Origin of the sequence: Pseudomonas frigoris (assembly GCF_047758635.1) — a bacterium.
Lineage (GTDB): Bacteria > Pseudomonadota > Gammaproteobacteria > Pseudomonadales > Pseudomonadaceae > Aquipseudomonas > Aquipseudomonas frigoris.
Genome location: NZ_CP180479.1, coordinates 5997374 through 6021656, shown reverse-complemented (window position 1 = coordinate 6021656; position 24283 = coordinate 5997374). Strand labels below are relative to the sequence as shown.

The following is a 24283-nucleotide window of genomic DNA, read 5'->3' as shown; positions in this document are numbered from 1 at the left end:
TGTGACAGTTTTTTGTTGTTCTCGGCCTGGTCGTGGGGCAAGCCCCAAATACAACGCCTCTCCAAAAGAATCAGTTAGCTGCGCCTCTCGCCGTCTTGTTTTTATTGTGCGTGAGTCGATACGTCTTATTTTTATTGTCTTGTGCATTGCTTGTTATTGTTCTTGTACCAAACATATAGCAGGGTGCGTGCCAACTTTTGCGAAGCCCAGCAAAACAAAGGGTTAAGCTGGCTGGTGAGGTTTTCAGCGGCCAAAAAAAGCCGGGGCTTCGTTACCGTAAGCCCCGGCTTCTGTTACGTGAAAAATCTGAGGTAACAGTTTCTTCACGAAGTCACGTGTTACCCACGCATCAGACAGGTGACATTCAGCTTTCGCTGGCGACCCCGGTCTTGCGCCGCGGGATGCCCAGGCGCTGACGGCGTTCCCACAGGCATTTGCGACTGACACCGAGTTTGCGCGCCAACTCGGTTTCGGTCATGTGGTCCTGATGCTCGAGAACGAAGTGCTGGAAGTAGTCTTCCAGTGACAGGTCTTCGGTCGGCTCATGGCTATTGTTACCGGCGGCGCTGCCCTGTTGTGGGGGCAGGCCAATGAAATCGTCATCGTCCAGATCGCTCAGTTCGATGTCGATACCCAGCAGCTCGGCGGAAATTTCCGGGCTCTCGCACAGGATGACCGCACGTTCTACTGCGTTTTCCAGCTCTCGAACGTTACCCGGCCAGGAGTAATGACGAATGGCTTGCTCGGCATCCGGGGCGAATTTCAGATCGGTGCGGTTGACCCGCGCGCTCTGCCGCGCCAGGAACGCGGTGGCAATTTCGTTGACGTCCGCGCCGCGCTCGCGCAGGGCCGGCAGTTTCAGGGCGATCACGTGAAGGCGGTAATACAAGTCTTCACGGAACTGGCCGATTTTCGCCAGGCTCTTCAGGTCCCGGTGAGTCGCGGCGATCAGGCGCACATCGACTTTCTGGGACTGCACCGAACCCACGCGACGAATTTCACCTTCCTGAAGGACGCGCAGCAGGCGGGCCTGGGCTTCCAGTGGCAGTTCGCCGATTTCGTCGAGGAACAAGGTGCCGCCGTCGGCGGCTTCTACCAGGCCGGCACGCCCGGCGCTGGCGCCAGTGAACGCGCCTTTTTCATGGCCAAACAGTTCGGACTCGATCAGGCTTTCCGGAATGGCCGCGCAGTTCACCGAAATCATCGGCGCCTTGGCGCGTTTGGACAAATTATGCAGGGCGCGCGCCACCAGTTCTTTACCGGTGCCGGATTCGCCCTGGATCAGGACATTGGAGTCGGTTGGCGCGACTTTGCGGATCTTGCTGTACAGATCCTGCATAGGCGGGCAGGAGCCGATGATGCCGATTTCGCCGTTGCTGTTATTGACACCCGGTTTCGCGGCGCCGTTGCCGGCTTTGCCGACGGCAGGTTCACCGCTGGCTTGCACCGATTGCCGGTCACGCAGGATTCGCGCGACGGCCTGAAGCATTTCGTCATGATCGAAAGGCTTGGCGATGTAATCGACCGCGCCCATCTTCATCGAGTCGACCGCCGAACGCAGGCTGGCGTAGCTGGTCATGATCAGCACCGGAGTGCCTTGGCCGAGTTTGATCAACTCGGTGCCAGGCGCGCCAGGCAGACGCAGGTCGCTGACGATCAGGTCGAACGTGGGAATGGTGAAGCGTTCTTGTGCTTCCTGCACTGAACCGGCTTCGCTGACCTGGTACTGGTTACGTTCCAGCAGGCGGCGCAAGGCGGAGCGGATAATTGTTTCGTCTTCGACGATCAAAATGTGCGGCATTGATTCGATACTCTCGACGGTCTCAGTTCACAGCGGACGTCGCTTCGACATGACGCGGCAAGGTCACCCGGATACGGGTGCCGCGCTGGCTTTGAACATCAGCCGGGCTGTCGATGGTGATTTGTCCATAATGCTCTTCAACGATGGAATAGACCAGTGCAAGGCCCAGACCGGTGCCTTCGCCAGGATCCTTGGTGGTGAAGAAAGGTTCGAACAATCTATCCATGATGTTCTTCGGAATACCGCTGCCTTCGTCCTCCACGATCAAATCGACCGTGTGTTCGCCGGCTTCGCTTTTGACCCGCACCGCACTGCCCGGAGGCGAGGCGTCGCGGGCGTTTGAGAGCAGGTTGATCAGTACTTGTGCAAGCCGCTGGGGGTCGCCTTCGACCCAGTGATCGGGATCGCAGAGGTTGTAGAACTGCACTTCGAAATTGCGTCGGTTCAGGGCCAGCAAACCGATGGCATCCTGGGCCACTTCCGCCAGACAGACGGGCTCGTCGCTGTGCTGATGACTGCCGGCGTGGGCGAAGCTCATCAGCGACTGAACGATGCGCGACACGCGTTTGGTTTGCTCCAGGATCTGCCCGCTGATTTCCTTCAGTTCACTGTCTTCTTCGCGCTCTTCGCGCAGGTTCTGCGCCAGACAGGCGATGCCAGTGATCGGGTTGCCGATTTCATGGGCCACGCCCGCCGCGAGTCGACCGATGCTGGCCAGGCGCTCGGAGTGCACCAGTTTGTCTTCGAGCATCTGGGTTTCGGTCAAGTCTTCCACCAGCAGCACCAGGCCGCTGTTGCCGGGCGCAAGCGGTTCATCGATCGCTGCTTTGTGCAGGTTCAGCCAGCGGGTTTGGCCGTCGAGCGCCAGGTGCTGTTTGTGCAAATGCTCGTCCGGCAGATTGATGAAGCCTTGCAGCAGCTCTTTCCAAGGATCGGCAATAGTACTCAGCCGCGAACCGACCACACGCTGCGCGGCAATCCCGGTCAGCTCCTCCATGGCTTTGTTCCACATGAGGATTTCCTGATCCTTGGCCAGCGAGCAGACGCCCATCGGCAATTCCTGCAGGGTCTGGCGGTGGTAGCGGCGCAGGGCATCGAGTTCGGCGGCAAGCCCGGTCAGGCGCGAGTGGTAATCCTCGAGACGACTTTCGATGAAGTGGATGTCTTCGGTGACGTAGTTTTCGCCGCCGGCCTTATAAGGCAGGAATGTCTCGACCATGTCCTGAGCCACACTCGGCCCCATCAGGCCGGAGAGGTTGGCTTCGATACGGTCGCGCAAACGGCGCAAGGCATAAGGCCGGCGCTCGTCGAATGGCAGATAGAGGTCGCGCAGGGCCTGTTCGACTTCTTTCTGCGCTGCCTTGGCGCCCAAGGGTTTTGCAAGCTGCGTGGCGAATTCCTGGGGGGAGGCGGCGTGCAGTTCGCGGCGTTGCGGCCGACGCACGTTGTCCACGGCACAGGCTTCGGCGGCGCTGGCCTCTTCGCTGCTGGCGTTGGTGAACAGCGAGATCAGGGTGAACATCAGCACGTTGGCCGCCAGCGAGGCGATCGCCGCCATGTGCCAACTGGTGTCGTCCAGCACGTAGATCATGTTCAGCAGCGGTATGTAGAAGCCTTGCAGATTGCCGACCAGCGGCAGCAGCATGGTCACCAGCCACACCAGAATCCCCGCGAGCAAACCGGCGATGAAGCCGCGGCGGTTGGCGGTCGGCCAGTACAGTACCGACAGCACGCCCGGCAGGAACTGCAGGGTGGCGACGAAGGCGACAATGCCCAGATTCGCCAGATCCTGCTCCGCGCCCAGCAGCAGGTAGAAACCGTAACCGGCCATGATGATCGCGACGATCAGCGCCCGGCGGGTCCACTTCAACCAACGGTAGATATTGCCTTCGGCGGGTGGCTGATAAAGCGGTAGCACCAAGTGGTTCAGCGCCATCCCGGACAGCGCCAGGGTGGTGACAATGATCAACCCGCTGGCCGCCGACAATCCACCGACATAGGCCAATAGCGCCAGGGCCTTGTTATTGGCGGCGATGCCGATGCCCAGCGTGAAGTATTCCGGGTTGGTGGTGGCGCCGAGTTTCAGTCCGGCCCAGAGAATCAGCGGTACCGCCAGGCTCATCAACAGCAAGAACAGTGGCAAGCCCCAGCTCGCACTGACCAGCGAGCGCGGGTTGAGGTTTTCGGTAAACGTCATGTGGTACATGTGCGGCATCACAATCGCCGAGGCGAAGAACACCAGCAGCAACGTGCGCCATGGACCTTCCTGCAATGGCGTGTGCAAAGCGGCGAGGGCGGTCTGGTTTTGCAGTAGCCACAGTTCCAGTTGTTGCGGGCCATCGAACACGCCATACAGCGCATAGAGGCCAACGCCACCGATGGCGATCAGTTTGATCACCGACTCGAAAGCAATCGCGAACACCAGGCCTTCGTGTTTCTCGCGGGTGGCAATGTGGCGGGAGCCGAAGAAGATGGTGAACAGCGTAATCAGTGCGCAGAAGCTCAGGGCTACGCGATGTTGCACCGGCTCGCGGGTGAGGATGCCGATGGAGTCGGCCACCGCCTGAATCTGCAACGCCAGCAACGGCAGCACACCGATCAGCATGAAGATCGTGGTCAGTGCGCCGGCCCAGGTGCTGCGGAAGCGGAAGGCGAACAGATCGGCCAGGGACGACAACTGATACGTGCGGGTGATCTTCAGAATCGGATACAAAAGTACCGGCGCCAGCAGAAACGCGCCGGAAACGCCCAGATAGCTGGACAAAAATCCGTAGCCATATTGATAGGCCAGGCCCACCGTACCGTAAAACGCCCACGCACTGGCATACACGCCCAGCGACAGGGTATACGTCAGCGGGTGGCGAATGATCGCCCGGGGGATCATGCCCCGTTCGCTGACCCAGGCTACGCCGAACAGCACCGCTAAATATGCGGCGCTGATCAGGATCATCTGGGTCAGGCTAAAGCTCATCGGCATCTTTTTGGCTCTGCAGGATGAAGGTCACGACGATCAGAATCAGCCAGAGCAGATAAGGGCGATACCAGGCGCCAGTGGCGTCGATCCACCAATCCATGATGGCCGGGGAGAACAGATAAATCCCCACTACCAGGAGCAGGACCAAGCGATAGATGTACATCCCGGCCTCTCTTTTTTATGCGCGTGCCCGAAAACGTGCGGCGATGGTAACGGATGGGCGCGCCACTGCAAGTGTGATCACTGTAGTTGCGCTTCGGGCAGGTTGAGTGTGCGCGGGATCAACACTGCATCCCAGTGGGCTATGCCCCAGTTCAACACTTCCCGTGGGGTGGCGTAAGCCAGTTCGGCACCGGGATTCTGCCCCAGTGCGCGCAACGCACGCAGCAACAAGGGGGTTGCCTGATCTTCGGTCAACGGCGGCGAGCGATAGGACTTGCCGAGCTTGTTGCCATCGGGCTGGGTAATCAGCGGGATATGCAGATAACGCGGTTGCGGCAGGCCAAGCAGTTCTTGCAAGTAGAGCTGGCGCGGTGTTGAGTCGAGCAGGTCGGCGCCGCGGACGATATCGGTAATGCCTTGCCAGGCGTCGTCCAGCACCACCGCCAGTTGATAGGCGTAGAGCCCGTCGCGACGACGGATCACAAAATCGCCAACTTCCCGACCCAGATGCTGGCGGTATTCGCCTTGCACCCGGTCGATGAAGTGGTATTCCAGCTCGGGGACGCGCAGGCGAATCGCCGCATCTTTGGTGCCGTGGCCGGCGTTGCGGCACAGTCCCGGATAAATCCCGTGATAGGGCGCAAGTGTTTTGCGCGAGCAGGTGCACGCGTAGGCCAGGCCATGATTGAACAGGCGATTGAGGACTTCGGCGTAGGCATCGTGCCGGTCACTCTGTCGGACCATTTCACCATCCCACTCGAAACCGTAGCTTTCCAGGGCTTTAAGGATCGCTGCTTGAGCGCCGGGCTCTTCCCGTGGCGGATCGAGATCTTCCATGCGCATCAGCCAGTGGCCACCCACCGAGCGCGCGTCGAGGTACGAGGCCAGCGCTGCGACCAGCGAACCGAAATGCAGATGTCCACTGGGCGTGGGGGCGAAGCGCCCGATGTAGGTGGGGGCGGTCATAAAGGCGACGTTACTTTCCAGGCTTGCACCAATCACCCTGTGGGAGCGGGCTTGCTCGCGAATGCGTTGGGTCAAACACCATCAATTTTGAATGTCAGATCGCATTCGCGAGCAAGCCCGCTCCCACAGGTTTCGTGTCGAGGCGAATGTCAGAAACAAAAACGGAGCGTTCGCACGCTCCGTCTTTCGTTCAAGTCGAGATTACTTGCCGACTTGCTTTTCCTTGATTTCCGCCAGGGTCTTGCAGTCAACGCACATATCGGCGGTAGGGCGGGCTTCCAGTCGCTTGACGCCGATTTCGACGCCGCAGGACTCGCACCAGCCATATTCTTCGTCTTCGATCAGTTGCAGCGTCTTGTCGATCTTTTTGATCAACTTGCGCTCGCGGTCGCGGGCACGCAGCTCGAGGCTGAATTCTTCTTCCTGGCTGGCACGGTCTGCCGGGTCCGGGAAGTTGGCCGCTTCGTCTTTCATGTGATCAACCGTACGGTCGACTTCCTGCATCAAGTCCTGTTTCCACTTATTCAGGATCTTGGTGAAGTGAGCGCGCATGGGCTTACCCATGTATTCCTCGCCCTTTACTTCTTTGTAGGGTTCGAAGCCGCTGATCGACTGGTTTTGCTGCTTTGCTTGGGTGGGCATGAAATGGACCGCCTCTACTCTTGTAATCCATTGCGCAGGATTGCTCCATCACCGACACCTGCCGGCCCTGCGGCTGCAAGCGGGCGAACTTACCAGATCAAATCGGACCGCGCTACTCCCGGATGTCGAGGTAGTGGCCCGCTGTGCTTGCAAATGATTGCAAAGCCTTGTCTGGTGGCGCTGGAGACCTGATCAATTATTGATTTTAGTCAAACCTGGGACACACGCTTGAGTCGTTTGAGACCAGCGTTATAACGGTCTGACCGCTTTAGGTTCTCGCTCGTTCCTGCGCTTGGGTAGAATCAGTTTTTTTCCCCGTTGAAGGAAAGCTAATGGCTCAGTCCTACAGTGCCCGCAGTCGCGCGATCGAACCTTTCCATGTCATGGCGCTGCTGGCGCGGGCCAATGAACTGCAAGCCGCTGGCCACGACGTGATCCACCTGGAAATCGGCGAACCCGACTTCACCACCGCCGAGCCGATCATTCAGGCCGGCCAGGCCGCCCTGACGGCGGGGAAGACCCGTTACACCGCCGCGCGTGGCATTCCCGAGTTGCGTGAGGCCATTTCCGGCTTTTATCAGCAACGTTACGGTTTGAGCATCGACCCGCACCGAATCCTCATCACGCCTGGCGGTTCTGGTGCGCTGCTGCTGGCCAGCGCCTTGTTGGTGGATCCGGGCAAGCACTGGCTGTTGGCGGACCCGGGATACCCGTGCAACCGGCACTTTTTGCGGTTGGTGGAAGGCGCAGCGCAACTGGTGCCGGTCGGTCCGGACGTGCGCTATCAGCTGACGCCGGACCTGATTGCACGCCATTGGGATCACGACAGCGTCGGCGCCCTGGTGGCGTCGCCAGCCAATCCGACCGGGACGATCCTGACCCGCGATGAGCTGGCAGGCCTGTCGGCTGCGATCAAGGAGCGCCACGGTCATCTGGTGGTGGATGAGATCTATCACGGTCTGACCTACGGCACTGATGCGGCCAGCGTGCTGGAAGTCGATGACAGTGCCTTTGTGCTGAATAGTTTTTCCAAGTATTTCGGCATGACGGGATGGCGACTTGGTTGGCTGGTGGCGCCTGAAGCGGCGGTCGGTGAACTGGAAAAACTCGCCCAGAATCTCTACATCAGCGCCCCGAGCATGGCTCAGCACGCCGCTTTGGCCTGCTTCGAACCGGCCACGATCAGCATTCTGGAAGAGCGTCGCGCCGAATTCGGCCGTCGTCGGGATTTCCTGCTGCCAGCCCTGCGAGAGTTGGGCTTTGGTATCGCCGTTGAACCTGAAGGCGCGTTCTACTTGTATGCCGATATCAGCAAGTTCGGCGGCGATGCCTTCGCGTTCTGCCGACATTTCCTGGAAACCGAACACGTGGCGATTACTCCGGGTCTGGACTTCGGTCGTTATCAGGCTGGCCACCATGTGCGATTTGCCTACACCCAAAGTCTTCCGCGCCTACAAGAAGCGGTCGAGCGGATTGCGCGCGGCTTGAAGAGCTGGCAAGGCTGATGCGTTTTCATCCTCCCCTCGAAGAAGGCCGTTTGATTCGTCGTTACAAGCGTTTTCTCGCCGATATCGAAACCGTTAGCGGCGAGTTGCTGACCATTCACTGCCCGAACACCGGCTCGATGCTCAATTGCCAGGTCGAAGGCGGGCAGGTCTGGTTCAGCCGTTCCAACGACCCCAAGCGCAAGTTGCCCGGCACCTGGGAAATCGGCGAAACGCCGCAGGGGCGCTTGTTTTGTGTGAATACCGGGCGGGCCAACGGCTTGATCGAAGAAGCACTGCGAGCCGGTGTCATCACCGAATTGAACGGTTTTACCGAGCTGAAGCGCGAAGTGGCCTACGGTCAGGAGAGCAGTCGCATCGACTTCCGTCTCGATTACCCGAGCGGGCCGGCTTATGTGGAAGTCAAAAGCGTCACTTTGGGCTTCGATGGTTCTTTGGTGGCAGCATTTCCCGATGCGGTGACCCAGCGCGGGGCCAAGCATTTGCGCGAATTGGCGCATTTGGCCCGGGACGGAATTCGTGCGGTGCAGTTGTATTGCGTCAATCTCACCGGCATCGACGCTGTACGTCCTGCAGAAGAAATCGATTCGGCCTACGCCGCAGCCTTGCGTGAGGCGGTGTCGTGCGGGGTTGAGGTGCTGGCCTATGGCGTGCACTTGACCCACGAAGAAATGGTGGTCGATCGGCGTCTGGATGTGTTGCTGAACGGCTAAAGACTGACCCAGATCCCTTGCTCGTCTTCGCGGCAGGCGACTGTGGTCAGGGACTGCCCGGCACAAGGGCCGGCGACGCATTCGCCGTCTTCGATCAGAAACAGTGCGCCGTGGGTCGCGCACTGGATGAGGCTGTTGCTGGGGTCGAGAAACTGGTCAGGCTTCCATTCCAGTCCGACGCCACGGTGCGGGCAGCGATTGATGTAGGCGTAAACCTGGCCGCCACGGCGCACGGCAAAGAGCTTCTGGCCGTCGATGTCGAAACCGCGACTGCTGGCATCGGCCAGCTCAACGCCTGCACAAAGAAACTTCATGTCTATCCTCAAGTCCTGCGGCTCGTGACTGGATATGTCCGAGCTTGACGTTCAAATGCAAACAATTATCAAATGGCCGCCTTGCCCTTCGGTTACAGATGCCAGGCGCCAAGGATACGTGGCCTGTCATTTCAATGCCCGGGAAAACCCTTAAAGGAAGCTGTTTATGCGCCTGAGTACCCGCGTTGCTGCGCTTTGTGTCGGACTCCTCGTCAGCCACCACGCCGCAGCGGCCGAGTTGCCACAACGTTGGGTCAGTGCCGGTGGGGCTTTATCGGAATGGATCAGCGCGCTGGGTGGTGAATCGAAACTGGTCGGTGTCGATACCACCAGTCAGCACCCGGAATCGCTCAAGGCATTGCCAAGCATCGGGTATCAGCGGCAATTGTCGGCGGAGGGTATTTTGAGCTTACGCCCGCAGATACTGGTCGGCACCGAGGAAATGGGACCGCCACCGGTACTTTCGCAGGTTCGCAGTGCAGGCGTGCAGGTCGAACTGTTCTCGGCCCAGCCGGACCTGCCGACCTTGCAGGGTAATTTGCAGCATTTGGGCAAGTTACTCGGCGCTGAAGATCAGGCCTCACAATTGTTTCAGACGTATCAACAGCAACTCGATCAACAAAAGATCCGGGTCACTCGGGCGCAGTTGAAGGAAAAATCGCCGGGCGTGCTGTTGTTGCTTGGCCACGCGGGCGGCAAACCGCTCATCGCCGGCAAGGACACCGCCGCCGATTGGTTGCTGCAACGGGCCGGTGGGCACAATCTGGCCACGCATACCGGCTATAAACCCTTTTCTGTTGAATCCCTGGTCAGTCTGGATCCCGAGGTGCTGGTGTTTGCCGATCGTGCACTGACCGGCAATGCGGCACGTGCGGCGTTGTTCAAGGAGAACCCCATCCTGTCCTCGACCCGCGCGGCCAAGGGCGGGCGAGTCATGGAGCTTGATCCGACCTTGTTGGTTGGGGGCTTGGGGCCGCGGCTACCCGAGGCGTTGAAAAAACTGTCTGACGCCTTTTACTCTGGTTCGGCCGGCGAATGACCATCCTGGTTAAACCACGCGCTTTATTCATGGGTCTGATCCTGCTGTGTGTGGTGGCTATCTGGCTGTCGTTGGCGCTTGGGCCGGTGAGCTTGCCGTTGTTCGACACCTTGCGTGCAGCCCTGCGGCTGGTGGGTGTACCGATCGCTCCCGACGGGCTGGAACAGGCCGAGCTGATCCTCGGGCAGATTCGTTTGCCGCGAACCTTGCTGGGTTTGGCTGTGGGTGGCGTATTGGCACTGTCCGGCGTGGCGATGCAGGGGTTGTTTCGAAATCCTCTGGCCGATCCGGGGCTGGTCGGCGTCTCCAGCGGTGCGGCATTGGGCGCGGCGATCGCGATTGTCGGAGGCTCGGTATTCGGCGGACTGCCCGAATCCTTCGGGCCTTATCTGTTATCGCTGTTCGCGTTTCTCGGCGGGCTGGGCGTGACGGCATTGGTGTATCGACTGGGCCGGCGCAACGGGCAGACCAATGTCGCGACCATGCTGCTGGCCGGAATTGCGTTGACTGCGCTGGCCGGCTCCGCCGTGGGACTGTTCACGTATCTGGCGGATGACGCGACGCTGCGCACCCTGACGTTCTGGAACCTGGGCAGCCTCAATGGCGCCAGCTATTCGCGGCTCTGGCCGTTACTGCTGATCAGTGCCGGCGTGGCGCTGTGGCTGCCGCGCCGGGCCAAGGCCTTGAATGCGTTGTTGCTGGGTGAGTCGGAGGCCGGTCACCTGGGCATCGACGTCGAACGGCTCAAGCGCGAATTGGTGTTTTGCACGGCGTTGGGTGTCGGTGCTGCGGTGGCAGCGGCGGGGATGATCGGGTTTGTCGGTCTGGTGGTGCCGCATCTGGTGCGACTGCTGGCCGGTCCGGATCATCGTGTGCTGTTGCCAGCGTCAGTATTGGCGGGGGCCAGTCTTTTGTTGTTTGCCGATCTGGTGGCCCGACTGGCCCTGGCGCCGGCCGAATTGCCGATCGGGATCGTCACGGCTTTCATCGGCGCGCCGTTCTTTCTGTATTTATTGCTCAGAGGGCGTGCCTGATGTTGCGAACGCAAAATCTGCAAATCCGTAGGGGCCGAAAGATTGTCCTGGCGGACATCACGCTTGAGCTCAAACCAGGCGAAGTCCTCGGTGTGCTGGGACCTAACGGCGCCGGTAAAAGCACCTTGCTCGGCGCCTTGTGCGGCGAGTTGCAGGCTCATCATGGCAGCGTCTGGCTCGACGAGCGCGAGCTGAGCGATTGGACGGGGGCGTTGCGAGCGCAGCGTTTGGCGGTATTGCCGCAGGTGTCGACCCTGGACTTCGCCTTTCGTGTCGAAGAGGTGGTCGGCATGGGCCGCTTACCCCATCAAAGCGGTCGGGTCCGCGATGACGAGATCGTTGCCGCCGCATTGCACGCTGCCGATGCCGGGCATTTGAGTGGCCGCAGCTATCTGGCCTTGTCCGGTGGCGAACGTCAGCGGGTGCATCTGGCGCGGGTTCTGGCGCAGCTCTGGCCGGGCGAAGCGGGGCAAACGTTGTTGCTTGATGAGCCAACGTCGATGCTCGACCCGCTTCATCAGCACACCACGTTGCAAGCCGTGCGCGAGTTCGCCAATCGTGGCGCAGCGGTGCTGGTGATCCTGCATGATCTGAACCTGGCAGCGCGCTATTGTGATCGCCTGTTACTGCTCGAAGGCGGGCTCCCTGTGGCGCTCGATACACCGGAGCAGGTGTTGCGCCCGGAACCACTCAAGGCCGTGTTCGGGCTGGAAGTGCTGGTGCAGCAGCACCCGGAGCGTGGGCATCCGCTGATCATCGCCCGCTGAGTTTTTTATGGAGTGAAAACATGCGTGGGATTTTGATGCTGGCCTTGCTGTTGCTGAGTGCCTGTCAGCATGTTTCGACTCCGCCACCGGTTGTGGGCGAGATTCGGGACTTTCGCAGCGGCCAGGCTCTGACGGCAGAGGAACTGGTTGAGCGGTTGGAGTCGCCTTCACGACTGATCGTGGGCGAGCAGCATGACAATCGCGATCACCATGAACTGCAGTTGTGGTTATTGAAGTCGCTGGGTGAGCGGCGAGCTCAAGGCAGTCTGCTGCTGGAAATGCTCACGCCGGATCAACAGCTGCGCGTCGATGACGTCCGTCACGCCTCGACACCACCGACGGATTTACCCGGTGCATTAGCGTGGCAGTCGGGTTGGGACTGGAATCTGTACGGACCCATCGTTCGCTTCGCGCTTTCCCAGCCATACCCGCTGCTGGCAGCCAATCTGGACACGCCTGAAGTCCGTGCCGTTTACGCCAATCCTCCGACATTGAGCGGTTCGCGTTCCAGCGCAGCTTCAGTCAAGGACGAGTTGCTGAAGCAAGTCAGCGACTCCCACTGTGGTCTGCTACCCGAATCGCAAATGCCGGCGATGCTGGCGGTCCAGCAACAACGTGACCGACGGATGGCCGAGCGCCTGTTGGCGGCACCCACGCCTTCACTGCTGTTTGCCGGCGCTTACCATGCGCGCAAGGATGTCGGCGTGCCGATTCATGTGCTTGATCTGGGAGAGCCCCAGGTGCCTGTGGTGTTGATGCTGGCGGAGCAGGGCAGCGAGGTCACACCGGCCATGGCTGATTACGTCTGGTACACGCCTGCAACGCCGCCCCAGGATTACTGCGCGCAAATGCGTAAGCAATTTGGCAAGTGATCGAACGACTTTTCTCCAGGCAAAAAAAGACCCGGCAAAAGCCGGGTCAAATAACCGTGATTAGCCTGATGAGGAGATATCTGAGAGTCCGAACCAAGGGCTTTTCAAATATCGACCAGTCTCGCGACCAGTTGTGATAATCATAGCGATTCTCATTACCCAGTCAACCGCTGATTTCTCAATTATTTGAAATGCGCTTTCCGTTCGCTGGAAACGCCCGTAATCATTGGGTTTCAGCCTGTGCGGTTGAGCGAGCTCAGCTGAATGATCTGCTTGTTCAGCAGGTCGATACGTCGAGCCATGCTCTCGATCAGGCTGTGGGCAATCTTCGGATTACTTTGGGTCAGGCTGAGAAACTGGTCCTTGGGGATCAGCATGACGGTACTGGGTTCGCTGGTGATCACGCTGGCATTACGCTTCTCGCCGGTGAACACCGCCATGGCGCCAAAAATCTCGTCCTTGGGTACATCGCCGACTTTGTGCCCGTCAACAAAGGCCTCGGCGTGACCATCAATGATGACGAATACGTGATCCGCGTCTTCGCCCTGATGGATCAACACTTCGCCACTGGCCACGCGCTGAAAACCATTGGTGCTTCGAAACTCGGGTTGTTTCAGGCGGGCGAGTGCGTCGGACAGCAGGGCGGACTGACCGGCCATGTATTGAAGGAACAACTCCGACCGCTCCGGGTCGGCATAGATATGCTGAAAAACCTCGGAGCGCAGATACGGCGTCAGTGCCAAGGGGCTATCGCTGCGAAAGCGGCAACGCGGCAGCTCTGTGCCCTGGCGCAAGCCGATCAGATCTCCCTCGTGCAGATAGAACAATGCCCGCTCGTCAACGCACCCATGCAGCAGGCCATTTTCCAGCACAAACAGTTGATCGCCGGGTAACAGGACGGCCAGATCATCGACGGCTGAAAATTCCAGGCTCGGTCCGCAGGGCATCAAACCTTCCAGCAGCCGGACGGGAATATGTTGCAGTCGGTTGATCAGCGCGTCGGCGTAAGCCGGTTGTTCCCCAAGTAGGTACATGGCTGCTGCGTCCGTTCAGTTCTTGTGACGTGACGAGATAGCTTCCAGCTGTTTGTTCAAGGCGTCCTTGCGCTCGGCGGGAATGTCATTCCAGTGCACATCCATCAGGGCACCTTCGATGGCATACAACAACACCTTGGACGCCCGAAACCCGCGCGTGCGCACGGCCCGATAAGCATCCACCGCCCCCAGGCGACGCAAGTCCGAGGCGCTGTGGATGCCCACGGCATGCAGCCACTGCGCCGACGTCTTGCCAAGATTCTTCAGGTGCTGCAGTTCATCATTCATCAAGCCTCCTTGCGACGGCCGAACGGTGCGTGGGCGAGCTTCTCAGGAGTGTAGCCATCAGTAGGAAAAGCGTGATTGTTTGGTCGGTTTCGACGCAAAAGCTTCTAAGAGGCAGATGTCTGGAGAGAGGAAATGTCGGCGAGTGCAGTAGAGGCAGGCAACGCAATCCCTGTGGGAGCGAGCTTGCTCGCGAAGACGTAGTGTCAGTCGACATCAATGTTGAATGTCATACCGCCTTCGCGAGCAAGCTCGCTCCCACAGGGATCGTGTCATATCGGGGAGGCGATGCGGGTATTAGCGGGTGCGATAACGCAGGCGTGTACCGAAATTCATCGACATCAGGATCTCGTCAGCACTCAGCTCTGGCGGGAAGTAGGCGCCGGAGATCTGTGCATGAGCAAGGCTCGCGCCTTCCAGGGAGGCGTTGCGAAAGTCGATGCCGCGCAAGTCGGCGGAGCGGAAGTAGGCATCGGTAAAGTCGACGCCGTCGGCGTTCAGTTCACGCAGGTCCAGACCCCGGAAATCGCCACCGACCATGTCGATAGGTCCGTCTTTGGGGCGCTCGTTGTTGAAACCTGTGATGTCGTCTTTGTGCAGCAACGCATAAAGCGGGGTGTCGAGAAGTTTCGGCTGGCTCATGTCACATCACCTGTTGGTTTTATGACGCCAGTATAGTGCCACTATTTGGCAGCCGTGAAGCCGGCGAAGGCTTCACGGCTGAAATAGTTTCTTACAGGCCCGGCAGGCGCTGGCGAATCTGTGCAACGACTGTGTCGAGGGTTCCGCTTTCATTGGTCTGAACGCGTTTGCTGCAAAGAATCTCTTCAGGCGTCAGGGCCTCACGAGTGGCTTGCTGGGCTTCGATAACCGCCAGGTTGGCGTCGGACGGGTCATTTTTGTCTGCCTGGCGCAGAGCCAGCCAGCTCTCGATCACCGCTTGCGGCGCATTGCAATCGAGGATCAGGAATGGCGCGCCGGTGGCTTCGGCGATTTTCGCTGCGCCGTCACGCTGGTCGCGCTTGAGGTACGTCGCATCGACTACCACCGGGAAACCAGCACGCAGGATCACTGCGGCAATTTCATGCAGGTGGGTGTAAGTGGCGGCGCTGGCGTCGGCGCTATAGATGCCGGCCTGCGGGTCGTTTGGCACGGTTTGCTCGCCGAACAGACGTTTGCGCTCTACATCGGAACGCAGGCGAATGGCGCCCAACGCTTCCACCAGACGCATGGCCACGTGGCTCTTGCCGACGGCAGAAACACCGTGGGTGATGGCCATGAAGCGCGAAGGAATGGTGCTGTAGCTTTCCGCCAGGTTGGCGTAATTGCGGTACTGACGCAGGGTGGTGGCTCGCTGAACCGGGTCGGCCTCGGCCGGCATGCTGAACAGGCTGACCTTGGCGCGAACCAGTGCGCGATAGGCTTTATAGAAGTTCAGCAACTCAAGGCCCTGATAATCGCCGGTCAGTTCCAGGTACTGGCTGATGAAGCGGCGCGCCAGACTCTTCAGGCCACGGTCTTCCAGGTCCATCGCCAGGAAGCCGGTGTCGGCGTAAACGTCGGTGAAGCGGAACGGTTCGTTGAACTCGATGCAGTCGAAGATCACGACCTTGCCGTCGATCACGGTGGCGTTGCCCAGGTGGATGTCACCGTGGCATTCGCGGATGAAACCTTCGGTCTTGCGCTGGGCGAACAGTGGCTTGAGGCGTTCGAAGCTGCTTTCGGCCCAGGCTTGCAGCGCATCCAGTTGCAGCAGATCGGCCTTGTCGCTGAGGAACGGGCGGATCTGTTCGAAGTTCTGGCGTACCGGCGCCATCACGCTGTCCGGCGTGCCGGCTTCGTGTTCGGCAGGCACTTTCGGTGCGCTGAGGTGGAATTGGGCGATCTGCGCGGCCATCTCATCGATGTGCGCAGTGGTCAATTCGCCGTTGGCTTGTAGGGTGCTGAGTAACCCGCTTTGTGGGAATTGACGCATCTTCAGTGCGTAATCGACAACCGGACCATCGCCGCCCAATTGTGGCGCTTCGGCGCTGCCGGTGATCGGCAACACTTCGAGGTACAAATCGTTGGTCAGGCGCTGGTTCAGGCGTAGCTCTTCAGCGCAGAAATGCTCGCGGGCGTCGAGGCTGGTGAAGTCGAGGAAGCCGAAATTCACTGGTTTCTTCACTTTATAAGCAAAGGGACCGGTGAGGATTACCCAGGAAATATGGGTTTCGATGACCTGGAACCCGTCTACGGGATGCGGGTAGAGGGCCGGGTTTTGCAGGGCAGCGATCAGGGACTGGCTCACAGGCGATCCTTCAGAGTCTGGGGAAAATTCACGGCCGTCATTATGGCCGCAAGTCCGTCTGACGCAAACCTCGGAGGGCTCCTGTTGAGTATGAATAAAGTGCGTATAATCCGCCGCCATGACTCGTACTCGATCCCCCCGCACCCCCAAAAAACCACCTTCCAAGGGCCTGCGCCCCTGGCTGGGCTGGGCCCTTAAACTCAGTCTGGTCGGCCTTGTGGTGCTGGCCGGGTTCGCGGTTTACCTCGACGCGATCGTCCAGGAGAAGTTCTCCGGCAAGCGCTGGACCATTCCGGCCAAGGTGTACGCGCGCCCGCTGGAGCTGTTCGTCGGACAAAAGCTCAGCAAGGACGATTTTCTGACCGAACTCGATGCCTTGGGCTATCGACGTGAAAGCGTGAGCAATGGACCCGGCGCGGCGGCGGTCAGCGGCAATACCGTCGACTTGAATACCCGTGGCTTCCAGTTCTATGAAGGCATGGAGCAAGCGCAACCAGTACGGGTGCGTTTCTCTGGCGACTACGTGGCCGAACTTTCGGCGACCAACGGTTCGAAACTCTCAGTGGTGCGATTGGAACCGCTACTGATTGGCGGGATTTACCCGAAAAATCTCGAAGATCGCATTTTGATCAAAATTGATCAGGTCCCGCCGTATCTCCTGGAAACTCTGGTCGCTGTGGAAGACCGGGATTTCTACAGCCACTGGGGCGTGTCGCCCAAGTCGATTGCCCGAGCCATCTATGTCAACACCTCTGGCGGCAAGATGACCCAGGGCGGCAGTACGCTGACGCAACAACTGGTCAAGAACTTCTACCTGACCAGCGAACGCAGCCTGACCCGTAAACTCACCGAAGCCATGATGGCGATGTTGCTTGAGCTGCATTACGACAAACGAGACATTCTTGAGGCTTACCTCAATGAGGTGTTCGTCGGTCAGGATGGGCAGCGCGCGGTGCACGGTTTCGGCTTGGCAAGCCAGTTTTTCTTCGGGCAGCCGTTGTCTGAACTGAAGCTGCATCAAGTCGCGATGCTGGTGGGCATGGTCAAGGGGCCGTCCTATTACAACCCTCGTCGCAACCCTGAACGGGCGCTTGAACGGCGCAATCTCGTGCTCGATGTACTTGAGCAACAAGGTGTTGCCACCGTCGATCAGGTCGCTGCTGCGAAGAAAATGCCACTGGGTGTGACGACTCGCGGCAAGCTGGCTGACAGCTCGTTCCCGGGTTTCCTCGATCTGGTCAAGCGTCAGCTGCGCGAAGACTATCGCGACGAAGACTTGACCGAAGAAGGTCTGCGGATCTTCACCAGTTTCGACCCGATCCTGCAAATGAAAGCCGAAGCGTCGGTCAACGACACCTTCAAGAGACTCTCCGGGCGCAAGGGTTCCGATGAGGTTGAAGCGGCCATGGTCGTGACCAACCCGGAAACCGGTGAAGTCCAGGCCATGATCGGCAGCCGCCAGGCGAGTTTTGCCGGCTTCAACCGTGCGCTGGATGCTGTACGACCGATCGGCTCCTTGATCAAACCGGCGGTTTATCTGACAGCCCTTGAGAAGCCGAGCCAGTACACATTGACCAGTTGGCTGTCGGACGATTCCTTCTCGATCAAAGGCGCGGACGGTCAAGTCTGGAAACCGCAGAACTACGATCGCCGTTCCCATGGCACCGTATTTCTGTATCAGGGCCTGGCGCACTCCTACAACCTGTCGACCGCGCGTCTCGGGTTGGCGGTGGGCGTACCGAATGTCTTGAAGACCCTGGCACGTCTCGGTGTGAGTCGCGAGTTCCCGGCGTTCCCGTCGATGTTGCTGGGCGCTGGCGGTCTGACCCCGATCGAAGTGGCGACGATGTACCAGACCCTGGCCAACGGTGGTTTCAATACGCCGATGCGCGGGATCCGTAGCGTATTGACCGCTGAAGGCGAACCGCTCAAGCGTTATCCGTTCCAGATTCAGCAGCGTTTTGATCCGGCCTCCATTTACCTGATCCAGAGCGCCATGCAGCGGGTCATGCGTGAAGGTACCGGTAGTTCGGTTTACAACGTGTTGCCGAAAACCCTGACCCTGGCCGGCAAGACCGGTACCAGTAACGATTCGCGGGACAGCTGGTTTGCCGGTTTCAGCCAGGACCTGCTGGCCGTGGTCTGGCTGGGTCGCGATGACAACGGCAAGACTCCGTTCACCGGCGCCACCGGTGCGCTGCAGGTCTGGACCAGTTTCATGCGCAAGGCCGATCCGTTGCCGCTGGACATGCCGCAGCCAGACAACATTGTTCAGGCCTGGGTCGATTCGCGTACCGGACAAGGCTCTGATGCCAACTGCCCAGGCGCGGTGCAGATGCCGTATATTCGCGGCAGCGAACCGCCTCCCGGTGCCGCTTGCGGTGGCGAAAGCCCTGTTTCTGGCGAAACGGTGATGGATTGGGTCAAGGGCTGGATGAATTAAGCAAAGAGGGTTTCAAGTGAACAAGTGGTTGATTCCAGCGGTTACCGCCGTGGCTTTGCTCAGCGGTTGCTCCTCCGTACAACGCGGGTCGATTCCGGTTGTGGATTCCGGTAGCGCCGTTTCGAACAGTGAACGGATTTCGGCGAATGGCGGTTTCCGTCAGACGACGACTAAACGTCCTGCGCAAGCCCAGACTCAGGCAATCCCGCAAGGTGATACCGGCGTCGTCGTGATGGTGCCAGGTGGTGGCGCTGTGACGTCGGCACCGATCAGCACTGCGCCGATCACACCAGGCCCGATCACCCCGGGGCCGATCGATACCTCGCCGGTTCAGTCGGCACCGGTCAATCAAGGCAGCTACAGCATGCCGTCGACGCCGAGCGGGATTCCTTCGGCGAGCTCCGGTGGTTTGTCCGCCGACGAGCAATTGGACGGTCCGGTTCTGGCCTTGCTGACCACCGCTCAGCAGCAACAGGCGAGCGGTGATCTCAACGGTGCTTCCTCCAGCCTCGAGCGCGCCCAGCGTGTTGCGCCGCGTGAGCCGCAAGTGCTTTATCGTCTGGCTCAGGTGCGTATGGCCCAAGGCGATGCGCCACAAGCCGAGCAGTTTGCTCGTCGTGGCCTGACCTTCGCCAACGGTCGTCCGGCACTTCAGGCCAGCCTGTGGGAATTGATCGCTCAGGCGCGTGAGAAACAGGGTGACTCTGCTGGCGCAGCATTGGCCCGTCAGAAGGCCAAGGTATCGCTGTGATGGATGCACGCTTTCCGAAGATTGCCGAACAGTTGCTATTGATCGAGCGCGAGCTGCGGGTTCAGGGTTGGTGGGACGAGGTCTCGCCCTCCGCCGAAGCGCTTTCCAGTGTCGAACCATTCTCGGTCGATACGCTGGATTTCGAGCAGTGGCTGCAATGGATCTTCCTTCCGCGGATGAAGGTGATCCTCGAGCAGGATCTGCCCTTGCCAAACGCTTCGGGAATTCAGGAGATGGCCGAAATGGTCTTCGCTGCCCGTAATGTCCAGGGCAAGGACCGGCAGTTGCAGGTGCTGCTCAAAGAGTTTGATCTTCTGATCACCGCCTCTCGCTAACGCCGATCCGTTGTAGGAGCTGTCGAGTGAAACGAGGCTGCGATCTTTTGACTTTGCTTTTAAAAAGATCGCAGCCTCGTTTCACTCGACAGCTCCTACAGGTGTTTATTGGCAATTATCCGCAATCTGTTTCTGTGCTTCGCTAATGCGCTCCTGCCGCTGCTGGTCGGTCAGGCGGCGCATCTCACCTTCGACATCCTCCCGTATTCGCGGATTGTTCTGCAGCTGAGCCAGGTTCGTCCGCGCCTGTTCGCAGAATGCCTTTAGCTGGGCTTGCTGCTCGGTCACCTGCTTTTTAACTTTATTGTCGATAGCCTGTTGATCACCAATGGTGCCGCTGCGTGGCGACGGGGGCTGGTTGCTTGCAGGCGAGGAGGGCGTGACCACGGTGGTGGCTTCCCGGCCTTGGGGCGGCTGGGCGTCGAAGTGGGTAACGCCCTGGGCGTCGACCCATTTGTAGATCTGAGCGGCCATGCACAAAGGGCTGATGCCAATCAGCAGGCTGGCGGTCAGGAAAAACGTTCGCATGCCATTTCCTTGTATTGGGTTGCGCAATTGAAGCTAACACAGTTGCTGTTTAGCGGTTTTTTCTTGCTTTCTCATGTGCTTAGTTCAATAAAGCACATAGACGACTTGACTTGGAGAGGACGAAACAGAAGAATCCAAAGTCCGCTGTAGAGGGACTGCCAGAAGCAGGCCCGCTCAGCAGATCATGAGGCGCACATCCGCGCCGACCTGTTACACCCGCAACGCGTTACCTCGCGCTGGGTGGGAAAGGCCCGCAACACTTGGGACGATCCCAATACTTGCTCAGTCAGTGCTGACGTAGTCGGCGACCACCGTCGCTCATGCTCTGCTGAGAAGTAAACCTATTAAGACCCGTCCTCTTTTATGTGGGCGGTATTCTGGCGTTTTAGAGGTGAACAACGTGGAGCTTTTATCTGGCGGTGAGATGCTCGTCCGCTTTTTGCGTGACGAAGGCGTCAAATATATCTACGGGTACCCGGGTGGTGCTCTTCTTCATGTCTACGATGCCCTGTTCAAAGAACCGGAAGTGACCCACATCCTGGTTCGTCACGAACAGGCTGCGACCCATATGGCTGACGGCTATGCCCGTGCCACCGGTAAAGCCGGTGTGGTACTGGTGACCTCCGGCCCGGGCGCAACCAACGCCATCACCGGTATTGCCACGGCCTACATGGACTCCATTCCGATGGTGGTCATTTCCGGCCAGGTGCCTAGCAACATGGTGGGCACCGATGCGTTCCAGGAAACCGACATGATCGGTATCTCCCGGCCGATCGTGAAGCACAGCTTCATGATCAAACACGCGTCGGAAATCCCGGAAGTCATGAAGAAAGCGTTCTACCTCGCGCAATCCGGTCGTCCTGGGCCGGTCGTTGTCGATATCCCGAAAGACATGACCAACCCGGCCGAGAAGTTCGAATACATCTTCCCGAAAAAAGCCAAGCTGCGTTCCTACAGCCCGGCCGTTCGCGGTCACTCCGGGCAAATCCGCAAGGCGGCAGAAATGCTTTTGGCGGCCAAGCGTCCAGTGATGTACGCAGGCGGCGGCGTGATTCTCGGTGGTGGCTCCGCGCCGCTGACGGAATTGGCGAAGATGCTCAACCTGCCAGTAACCAATACCCTGATGGGCCTGGGTGCCTACCCTGGCACCGACCGTCAGTTCATTGGCATGCTCGGCATGCACGGCAGCTACACCGCTAACCTGGCGATGCACCATGCCGACGTGATCCTCGCGGTCGGCGCGCGTTTCGATGATCGCGTGATCAACGGTCCGGCGAAGTTCTGCCCGAATGCCAAGATCATTCACATCGACATCGACCCGGCTTCGATTTCCAAGACCATCAAGGCAGACGTACCTATCGTCGGTCCGGTCGAGAGCGTCCTGACCGAAATGGTCGCGATCCTCAAGGAAATCGGCGAGACCCCGAACAAGGAGTCTGTTGCCAGTTGGTGGAAGCAAGTTGATGAGTGGCGCGGTGACCGCGGCCTGTTCCCTTACGACAAGGGCGACGGCAGCGTCATCAAGCCGCAGACCGTGATCGAAACCCTGTGCGAAGTCACCAAGGGCGATGCCTTTGTGGCCTCCGACGTGGGCCAGCACCAAATGTTTGCGGCGCAGTACTACACGTTCAACAAGCCGAACCGCTGGATCAACTCCGGTGGCCTGGGCACCATGGGCTTCGGTTTTCCGGCGGCCATGGGCATCAAGCTGAGCTTCCCGGATGACGACGTTGTCTGCGTGACGGGTGAGGGCAGTATCCAGATGAACATTCAGGAACTGTCCACCTGTCTGCAATATGGCTTGCCGGTGAAAATCGTCATCCTGAACAACGGTGTTCTGGGTATGGTTCGCCAGTGGCAAGACATGAGCTATGGCAGCCGTCACTCGCATTCCTACATGGAGTCGCTGCCTGACTTCGTCAAGCTGGCAGAGGCCTATGGTCACGTCGGCATGCGCATCACCGACTCCAAAGATTTGAAGTCGAAGATGGAGGAAGCGTTCGCCATGAAGGATCGTCTGGTGATCATCGATGTTTCGGTCGATACCAGCGAGCACGTCTACCCGATGCAGATCAAAGACGGCTCCATGCGCGATATGTGGCTGAGCAAGACGGAGCGTACATAATCATGCGGCACATTATTTCCTTGCTTCTGGAAAACGAACCGGGTGCTCTGTCTCGTGTAGTCGGCCTGTTCTCGCAGCGCAACTACAACATCGAAAGCCTGACCGTGGCACCGACCGAAGACCCGACCCTGTCGCGTCTGACGCTGACCACTGTTGGTCACGATGAAGTTATCGAGCAGATCACCAAGAACCTGAACAAGCTGATCGAAGTGGTCAAACTGGTCGACCTGTCGGAGAGTGCTCACATCGAGCGCGAACTGATGCTGGTCAAGGTCAAGGCTACCGGTGCCCAGCGCGCCGAGATCAAACGCACTACCGATATTTATCGTGGGCAGATCGTTGACGTCAGCGCTAGCGTGTATACCGTTCAATTGACCGGTACAAGCGATAAGCTCGACAGCTTCATTCAGTCCATTGGCACCGCCTCGATTCTGGAAACCGTCCGCAGCGGCGTAACCGGCATTGCCCGCGGCGACAAAGTACTCAGCATCTAAACCAAATTAGCGAATGGCCTGAACGGCCTGGATATATAGGGGAATTTCATGAAAGTTTATTACGAAAAAGACTGCGACCTGTCGATCATCCAGGGCAAGAAAGTTGCCATCATCGGTTACGGTTCCCAGGGCCACGCTCAAGCGTGCAACCTGAAAGACTCCGGCGTTGACGTTACTGTTGGCCTGCGTAAAGGTTCGGCGACTGTTGCCAAAGCCGAAGCTCACGGCCTGAAAGTGACCGACGTTGCTTCCGCTGTTGCGGCTGCCGACCTGGTCATGATCCTGACCCCGGACGAGTTCCAGTCCGCTCTGTACAAGAACGAAATCGAGCCGAACATCAAGAAAGGCGCCACCCTGGCCTTCTCCCACGGCTTCGCGATCCACTACAACCAGGTTGTTCCGCGCGCTGACCTCGACGTGATCATGATCGCGCCGAAAGCTCCGGGCCACACCGTGCGTTCCGAGTTCGTCAAAGGCGGCGGTATCCCTGACCTGATCGCTATCTATCAGGATGCTTCCGGCAACGCCAAAAACGTTGCACTGTCCTACGCTGCTGGCGTTGGTGGCGGTCGTACCGGCATCATCGAAACCACCTTCAAGGACGAGACTGAAACCGACCTGTTCGGCGAGCAAGCCGTTCTGTGCGGCGGCACCGTTGAACTGGTTAAAGCCGGTTTCGAAACCCTGGTTGAAGCTGGCTACGCGCCGGAAATGGCCTACTTCGAATGCCTGCACGAACTGAAACTGATCGTTGACCTCATGTACGAAGGCGGTATCGCCAACATGAACTACTCGATCTCCAACAACGCTGAATACGGCGAGTACGTGACCGGTCCGGAAGTGATCAACGCCGAATCCCGTCAGGCCATGCGCAACGCCCTGAAACGTATTCAGGACGGCGAATACGCCAAGATGTTCATCAGCGAAGGCGCTACCGGCTATCCTTCGATGACCGCCAAGCGTCGTAACAACGCCGCTCACGGTATCGAAATCATCGGCGAGCAACTGCGCTCCATGATGCCGTGGATCGGTGCCAACAAGATCGTCGACAAAGCTAAAAACTAAGTCGCGCACTTGTACGAAAAACGCGGCCTAGGCCGCGTTTTTTCGTTTGGGTGGCCGGTTCTGGTATAAAGCTGCATCGTTTGCGGCCGAACCGTCGTCCCAGACACCTGTCCAAACTTTCCACCCCGTTGCAAGGTAATGTCC

23 protein-coding genes are annotated in these 24283 nt (G+C 59.0%); 12 read left to right on the top strand and 11 right to left on the bottom strand.

Annotation, left to right across the window (positions count from 1 at the left end; translation table 11 throughout):
- Positions 1-364: 364 nt before the first annotated feature.
- The 5 genes from ACMXYH_RS27770 to dksA all read right to left on the bottom strand — a co-directional run bounded on the left by ACMXYH_RS27770 (position 365) and on the right by dksA (position 6545).
- Positions 365-1801, bottom strand: coding sequence for a sigma-54-dependent transcriptional regulator (locus ACMXYH_RS27770; RefSeq protein ID WP_129441175.1), 1437 nt, complete (start codon positions 1799-1801; stop codon positions 365-367).
- 22 nt (positions 1802-1823) lie between these two features.
- A complete protein-coding gene (locus ACMXYH_RS27765; protein ID WP_162247459.1) occupies positions 1824-4778 on the bottom strand; it encodes a sensor histidine kinase in 2955 nt (984 codons plus the stop codon).
- Positions 4762-4938 carry a hypothetical protein gene (locus ACMXYH_RS27760; RefSeq protein ID WP_003176118.1) on the bottom strand — a complete coding sequence of 59 codons (177 nt, stop codon included), beginning with the start codon at positions 4936-4938 and terminating at the stop codon, positions 4762-4764. Before ACMXYH_RS27760 ends, ACMXYH_RS27765 begins: the two co-directional genes overlap by 17 nt.
- Positions 4939-5015: 77 nt before the next feature.
- Positions 5016-5903, bottom strand: a complete 888-nt coding sequence (gene gluQRS, locus ACMXYH_RS27755) for a tRNA glutamyl-Q(34) synthetase GluQRS (RefSeq protein WP_415765551.1) — start codon at positions 5901-5903, stop codon at positions 5016-5018.
- Between the two features lie 201 nt (positions 5904-6104).
- Positions 6105-6545: an RNA polymerase-binding protein DksA gene (gene dksA, locus ACMXYH_RS27750; RefSeq protein WP_007902025.1), complete on the bottom strand. Its 441-nt coding sequence runs from the start codon at positions 6543-6545 to the stop codon at positions 6105-6107.
- A gap of 332 nt (positions 6546-6877) precedes the next feature.
- Here dksA and ACMXYH_RS27745 point away from each other — a divergent pair, with 332 nt between their 5' ends.
- Both ACMXYH_RS27745 and sfsA read left to right on the top strand, forming a co-directional pair.
- The gene (locus tag ACMXYH_RS27745; protein ID WP_129441181.1) at positions 6878-8050 is read left to right on the top strand and encodes a pyridoxal phosphate-dependent aminotransferase; all 1173 of its coding nucleotides are present in this window, start codon (positions 6878-6880) and stop codon (positions 8048-8050) included.
- Positions 8050-8763 carry a DNA/RNA nuclease SfsA gene (sfsA, locus tag ACMXYH_RS27740; protein WP_415765550.1) on the top strand — a complete coding sequence of 238 codons (714 nt, stop codon included), beginning with the start codon at positions 8050-8052 and terminating at the stop codon, positions 8761-8763. The genes ACMXYH_RS27745 and sfsA overlap by 1 nt, the downstream gene beginning before the upstream one ends.
- On the opposite strand, the gene ACMXYH_RS27735 is transcribed toward sfsA, so the two are convergent.
- Complete coding sequence (locus tag ACMXYH_RS27735; protein WP_134422261.1) at positions 8760-9077, bottom strand: Rieske (2Fe-2S) protein; 318 nt, start codon at positions 9075-9077, stop codon at positions 8760-8762. The genes sfsA and ACMXYH_RS27735 overlap by 4 nt on opposite strands.
- Before the next feature lie 166 nt (positions 9078-9243).
- Between ACMXYH_RS27735 and ACMXYH_RS27730 the strand changes: the two genes are divergently transcribed.
- Genes ACMXYH_RS27730 through ACMXYH_RS27715 form a run of 4 tightly spaced genes read left to right on the top strand, consistent with a single transcriptional unit; the run spans position 9244 to position 12789 of the window.
- Positions 9244-10116: a heme/hemin ABC transporter substrate-binding protein gene (locus ACMXYH_RS27730; RefSeq protein ID WP_415765549.1), complete on the top strand. Its 873-nt coding sequence runs from the start codon at positions 9244-9246 to the stop codon at positions 10114-10116.
- A 50-nt stretch (positions 10117-10166) separates the two neighbouring features.
- Positions 10167-11150, top strand: coding sequence for a FecCD family ABC transporter permease (locus ACMXYH_RS27725; RefSeq protein ID WP_415767761.1), 984 nt, complete (start codon positions 10167-10169; stop codon positions 11148-11150).
- On the top strand, positions 11150-11917 hold the full coding sequence (locus ACMXYH_RS27720) for a heme ABC transporter ATP-binding protein (RefSeq protein ID WP_415765548.1): 768 nt from the start codon (positions 11150-11152) through the stop codon (positions 11915-11917). The genes ACMXYH_RS27725 and ACMXYH_RS27720 overlap by 1 nt, the downstream gene beginning before the upstream one ends.
- A gap of 20 nt (positions 11918-11937) precedes the next feature.
- Positions 11938-12789, top strand: a complete 852-nt coding sequence (locus ACMXYH_RS27715) for a ChaN family lipoprotein (protein WP_415765546.1) — start codon at positions 11938-11940, stop codon at positions 12787-12789.
- A gap of 233 nt (positions 12790-13022) precedes the next feature.
- Here ACMXYH_RS27715 and ACMXYH_RS27710 read toward each other — a convergent pair whose 3' ends face one another.
- The 4 genes from ACMXYH_RS27710 to ACMXYH_RS27695 form a co-directional block, all read right to left on the bottom strand.
- Positions 13023-13823, bottom strand: coding sequence for a Crp/Fnr family transcriptional regulator (locus tag ACMXYH_RS27710; RefSeq protein WP_415765545.1), 801 nt, complete (start codon positions 13821-13823; stop codon positions 13023-13025).
- A 15-nt stretch (positions 13824-13838) separates the two neighbouring features.
- On the bottom strand, positions 13839-14111 hold the full coding sequence (locus ACMXYH_RS27705; RefSeq protein WP_003228231.1) for a TfoX/Sxy family protein: 273 nt from the start codon (positions 14109-14111) through the stop codon (positions 13839-13841).
- Positions 14112-14405: 294 nt separating this feature from the next.
- Positions 14406-14750 carry a pentapeptide repeat-containing protein gene (locus tag ACMXYH_RS27700; protein ID WP_008015079.1) on the bottom strand — a complete coding sequence of 115 codons (345 nt, stop codon included), beginning with the start codon at positions 14748-14750 and terminating at the stop codon, positions 14406-14408.
- A 91-nt stretch (positions 14751-14841) separates the two neighbouring features.
- Positions 14842-16398, bottom strand: a complete 1557-nt coding sequence (locus ACMXYH_RS27695) for an AAA family ATPase (protein ID WP_415765544.1) — start codon at positions 16396-16398, stop codon at positions 14842-14844.
- A gap of 118 nt (positions 16399-16516) precedes the next feature.
- Here ACMXYH_RS27695 and mrcB point away from each other — a divergent pair, with 118 nt between their 5' ends.
- Genes mrcB through ACMXYH_RS27680 form a run of 3 tightly spaced genes read left to right on the top strand, consistent with a single transcriptional unit; the run spans position 16517 to position 19927 of the window.
- Complete coding sequence (gene mrcB, locus ACMXYH_RS27690) at positions 16517-18841, top strand: penicillin-binding protein 1B (RefSeq protein WP_129441197.1); 2325 nt, start codon at positions 16517-16519, stop codon at positions 18839-18841.
- Positions 18842-18857: 16 nt separating this feature from the next.
- Positions 18858-19592 carry a tetratricopeptide repeat protein gene (locus ACMXYH_RS27685; RefSeq protein WP_223528149.1) on the top strand — a complete coding sequence of 245 codons (735 nt, stop codon included), beginning with the start codon at positions 18858-18860 and terminating at the stop codon, positions 19590-19592.
- On the top strand, positions 19592-19927 hold the full coding sequence (locus tag ACMXYH_RS27680) for a YqcC family protein (protein WP_033054374.1): 336 nt from the start codon (positions 19592-19594) through the stop codon (positions 19925-19927). The genes ACMXYH_RS27685 and ACMXYH_RS27680 overlap by 1 nt, the downstream gene beginning before the upstream one ends.
- Positions 19928-20032: 105 nt before the next feature.
- Here the strand turns inward: ACMXYH_RS27680 and ACMXYH_RS27675 are convergent, their stop codons facing one another.
- Positions 20033-20455 (bottom strand): DUF4124 domain-containing protein, encoded by a 423-nt coding sequence (locus ACMXYH_RS27675; RefSeq protein ID WP_134422252.1) that lies wholly within the window; start codon positions 20453-20455, stop codon positions 20033-20035.
- A 400-nt stretch (positions 20456-20855) separates the two neighbouring features.
- Here ACMXYH_RS27675 and ACMXYH_RS27670 point away from each other — a divergent pair, with 400 nt between their 5' ends.
- The 3 genes from ACMXYH_RS27670 to ilvC are packed head-to-tail and all read left to right on the top strand — an operon-like array spanning position 20856 to position 24139.
- Positions 20856-22580 (top strand): acetolactate synthase 3 large subunit, encoded by a 1725-nt coding sequence (locus tag ACMXYH_RS27670; protein WP_129441205.1) that lies wholly within the window; start codon positions 20856-20858, stop codon positions 22578-22580.
- Between the two features lie 2 nt (positions 22581-22582).
- Positions 22583-23074, top strand: a complete 492-nt coding sequence (ilvN, locus tag ACMXYH_RS27665) for an acetolactate synthase small subunit (protein ID WP_003176102.1) — start codon at positions 22583-22585, stop codon at positions 23072-23074.
- 48 nt (positions 23075-23122) lie between these two features.
- A complete protein-coding gene (gene ilvC / locus ACMXYH_RS27660) occupies positions 23123-24139 on the top strand; it encodes a ketol-acid reductoisomerase (protein ID WP_007948647.1) in 1017 nt (338 codons plus the stop codon).
- Positions 24140-24283: the final 144 nt, after the last annotated feature.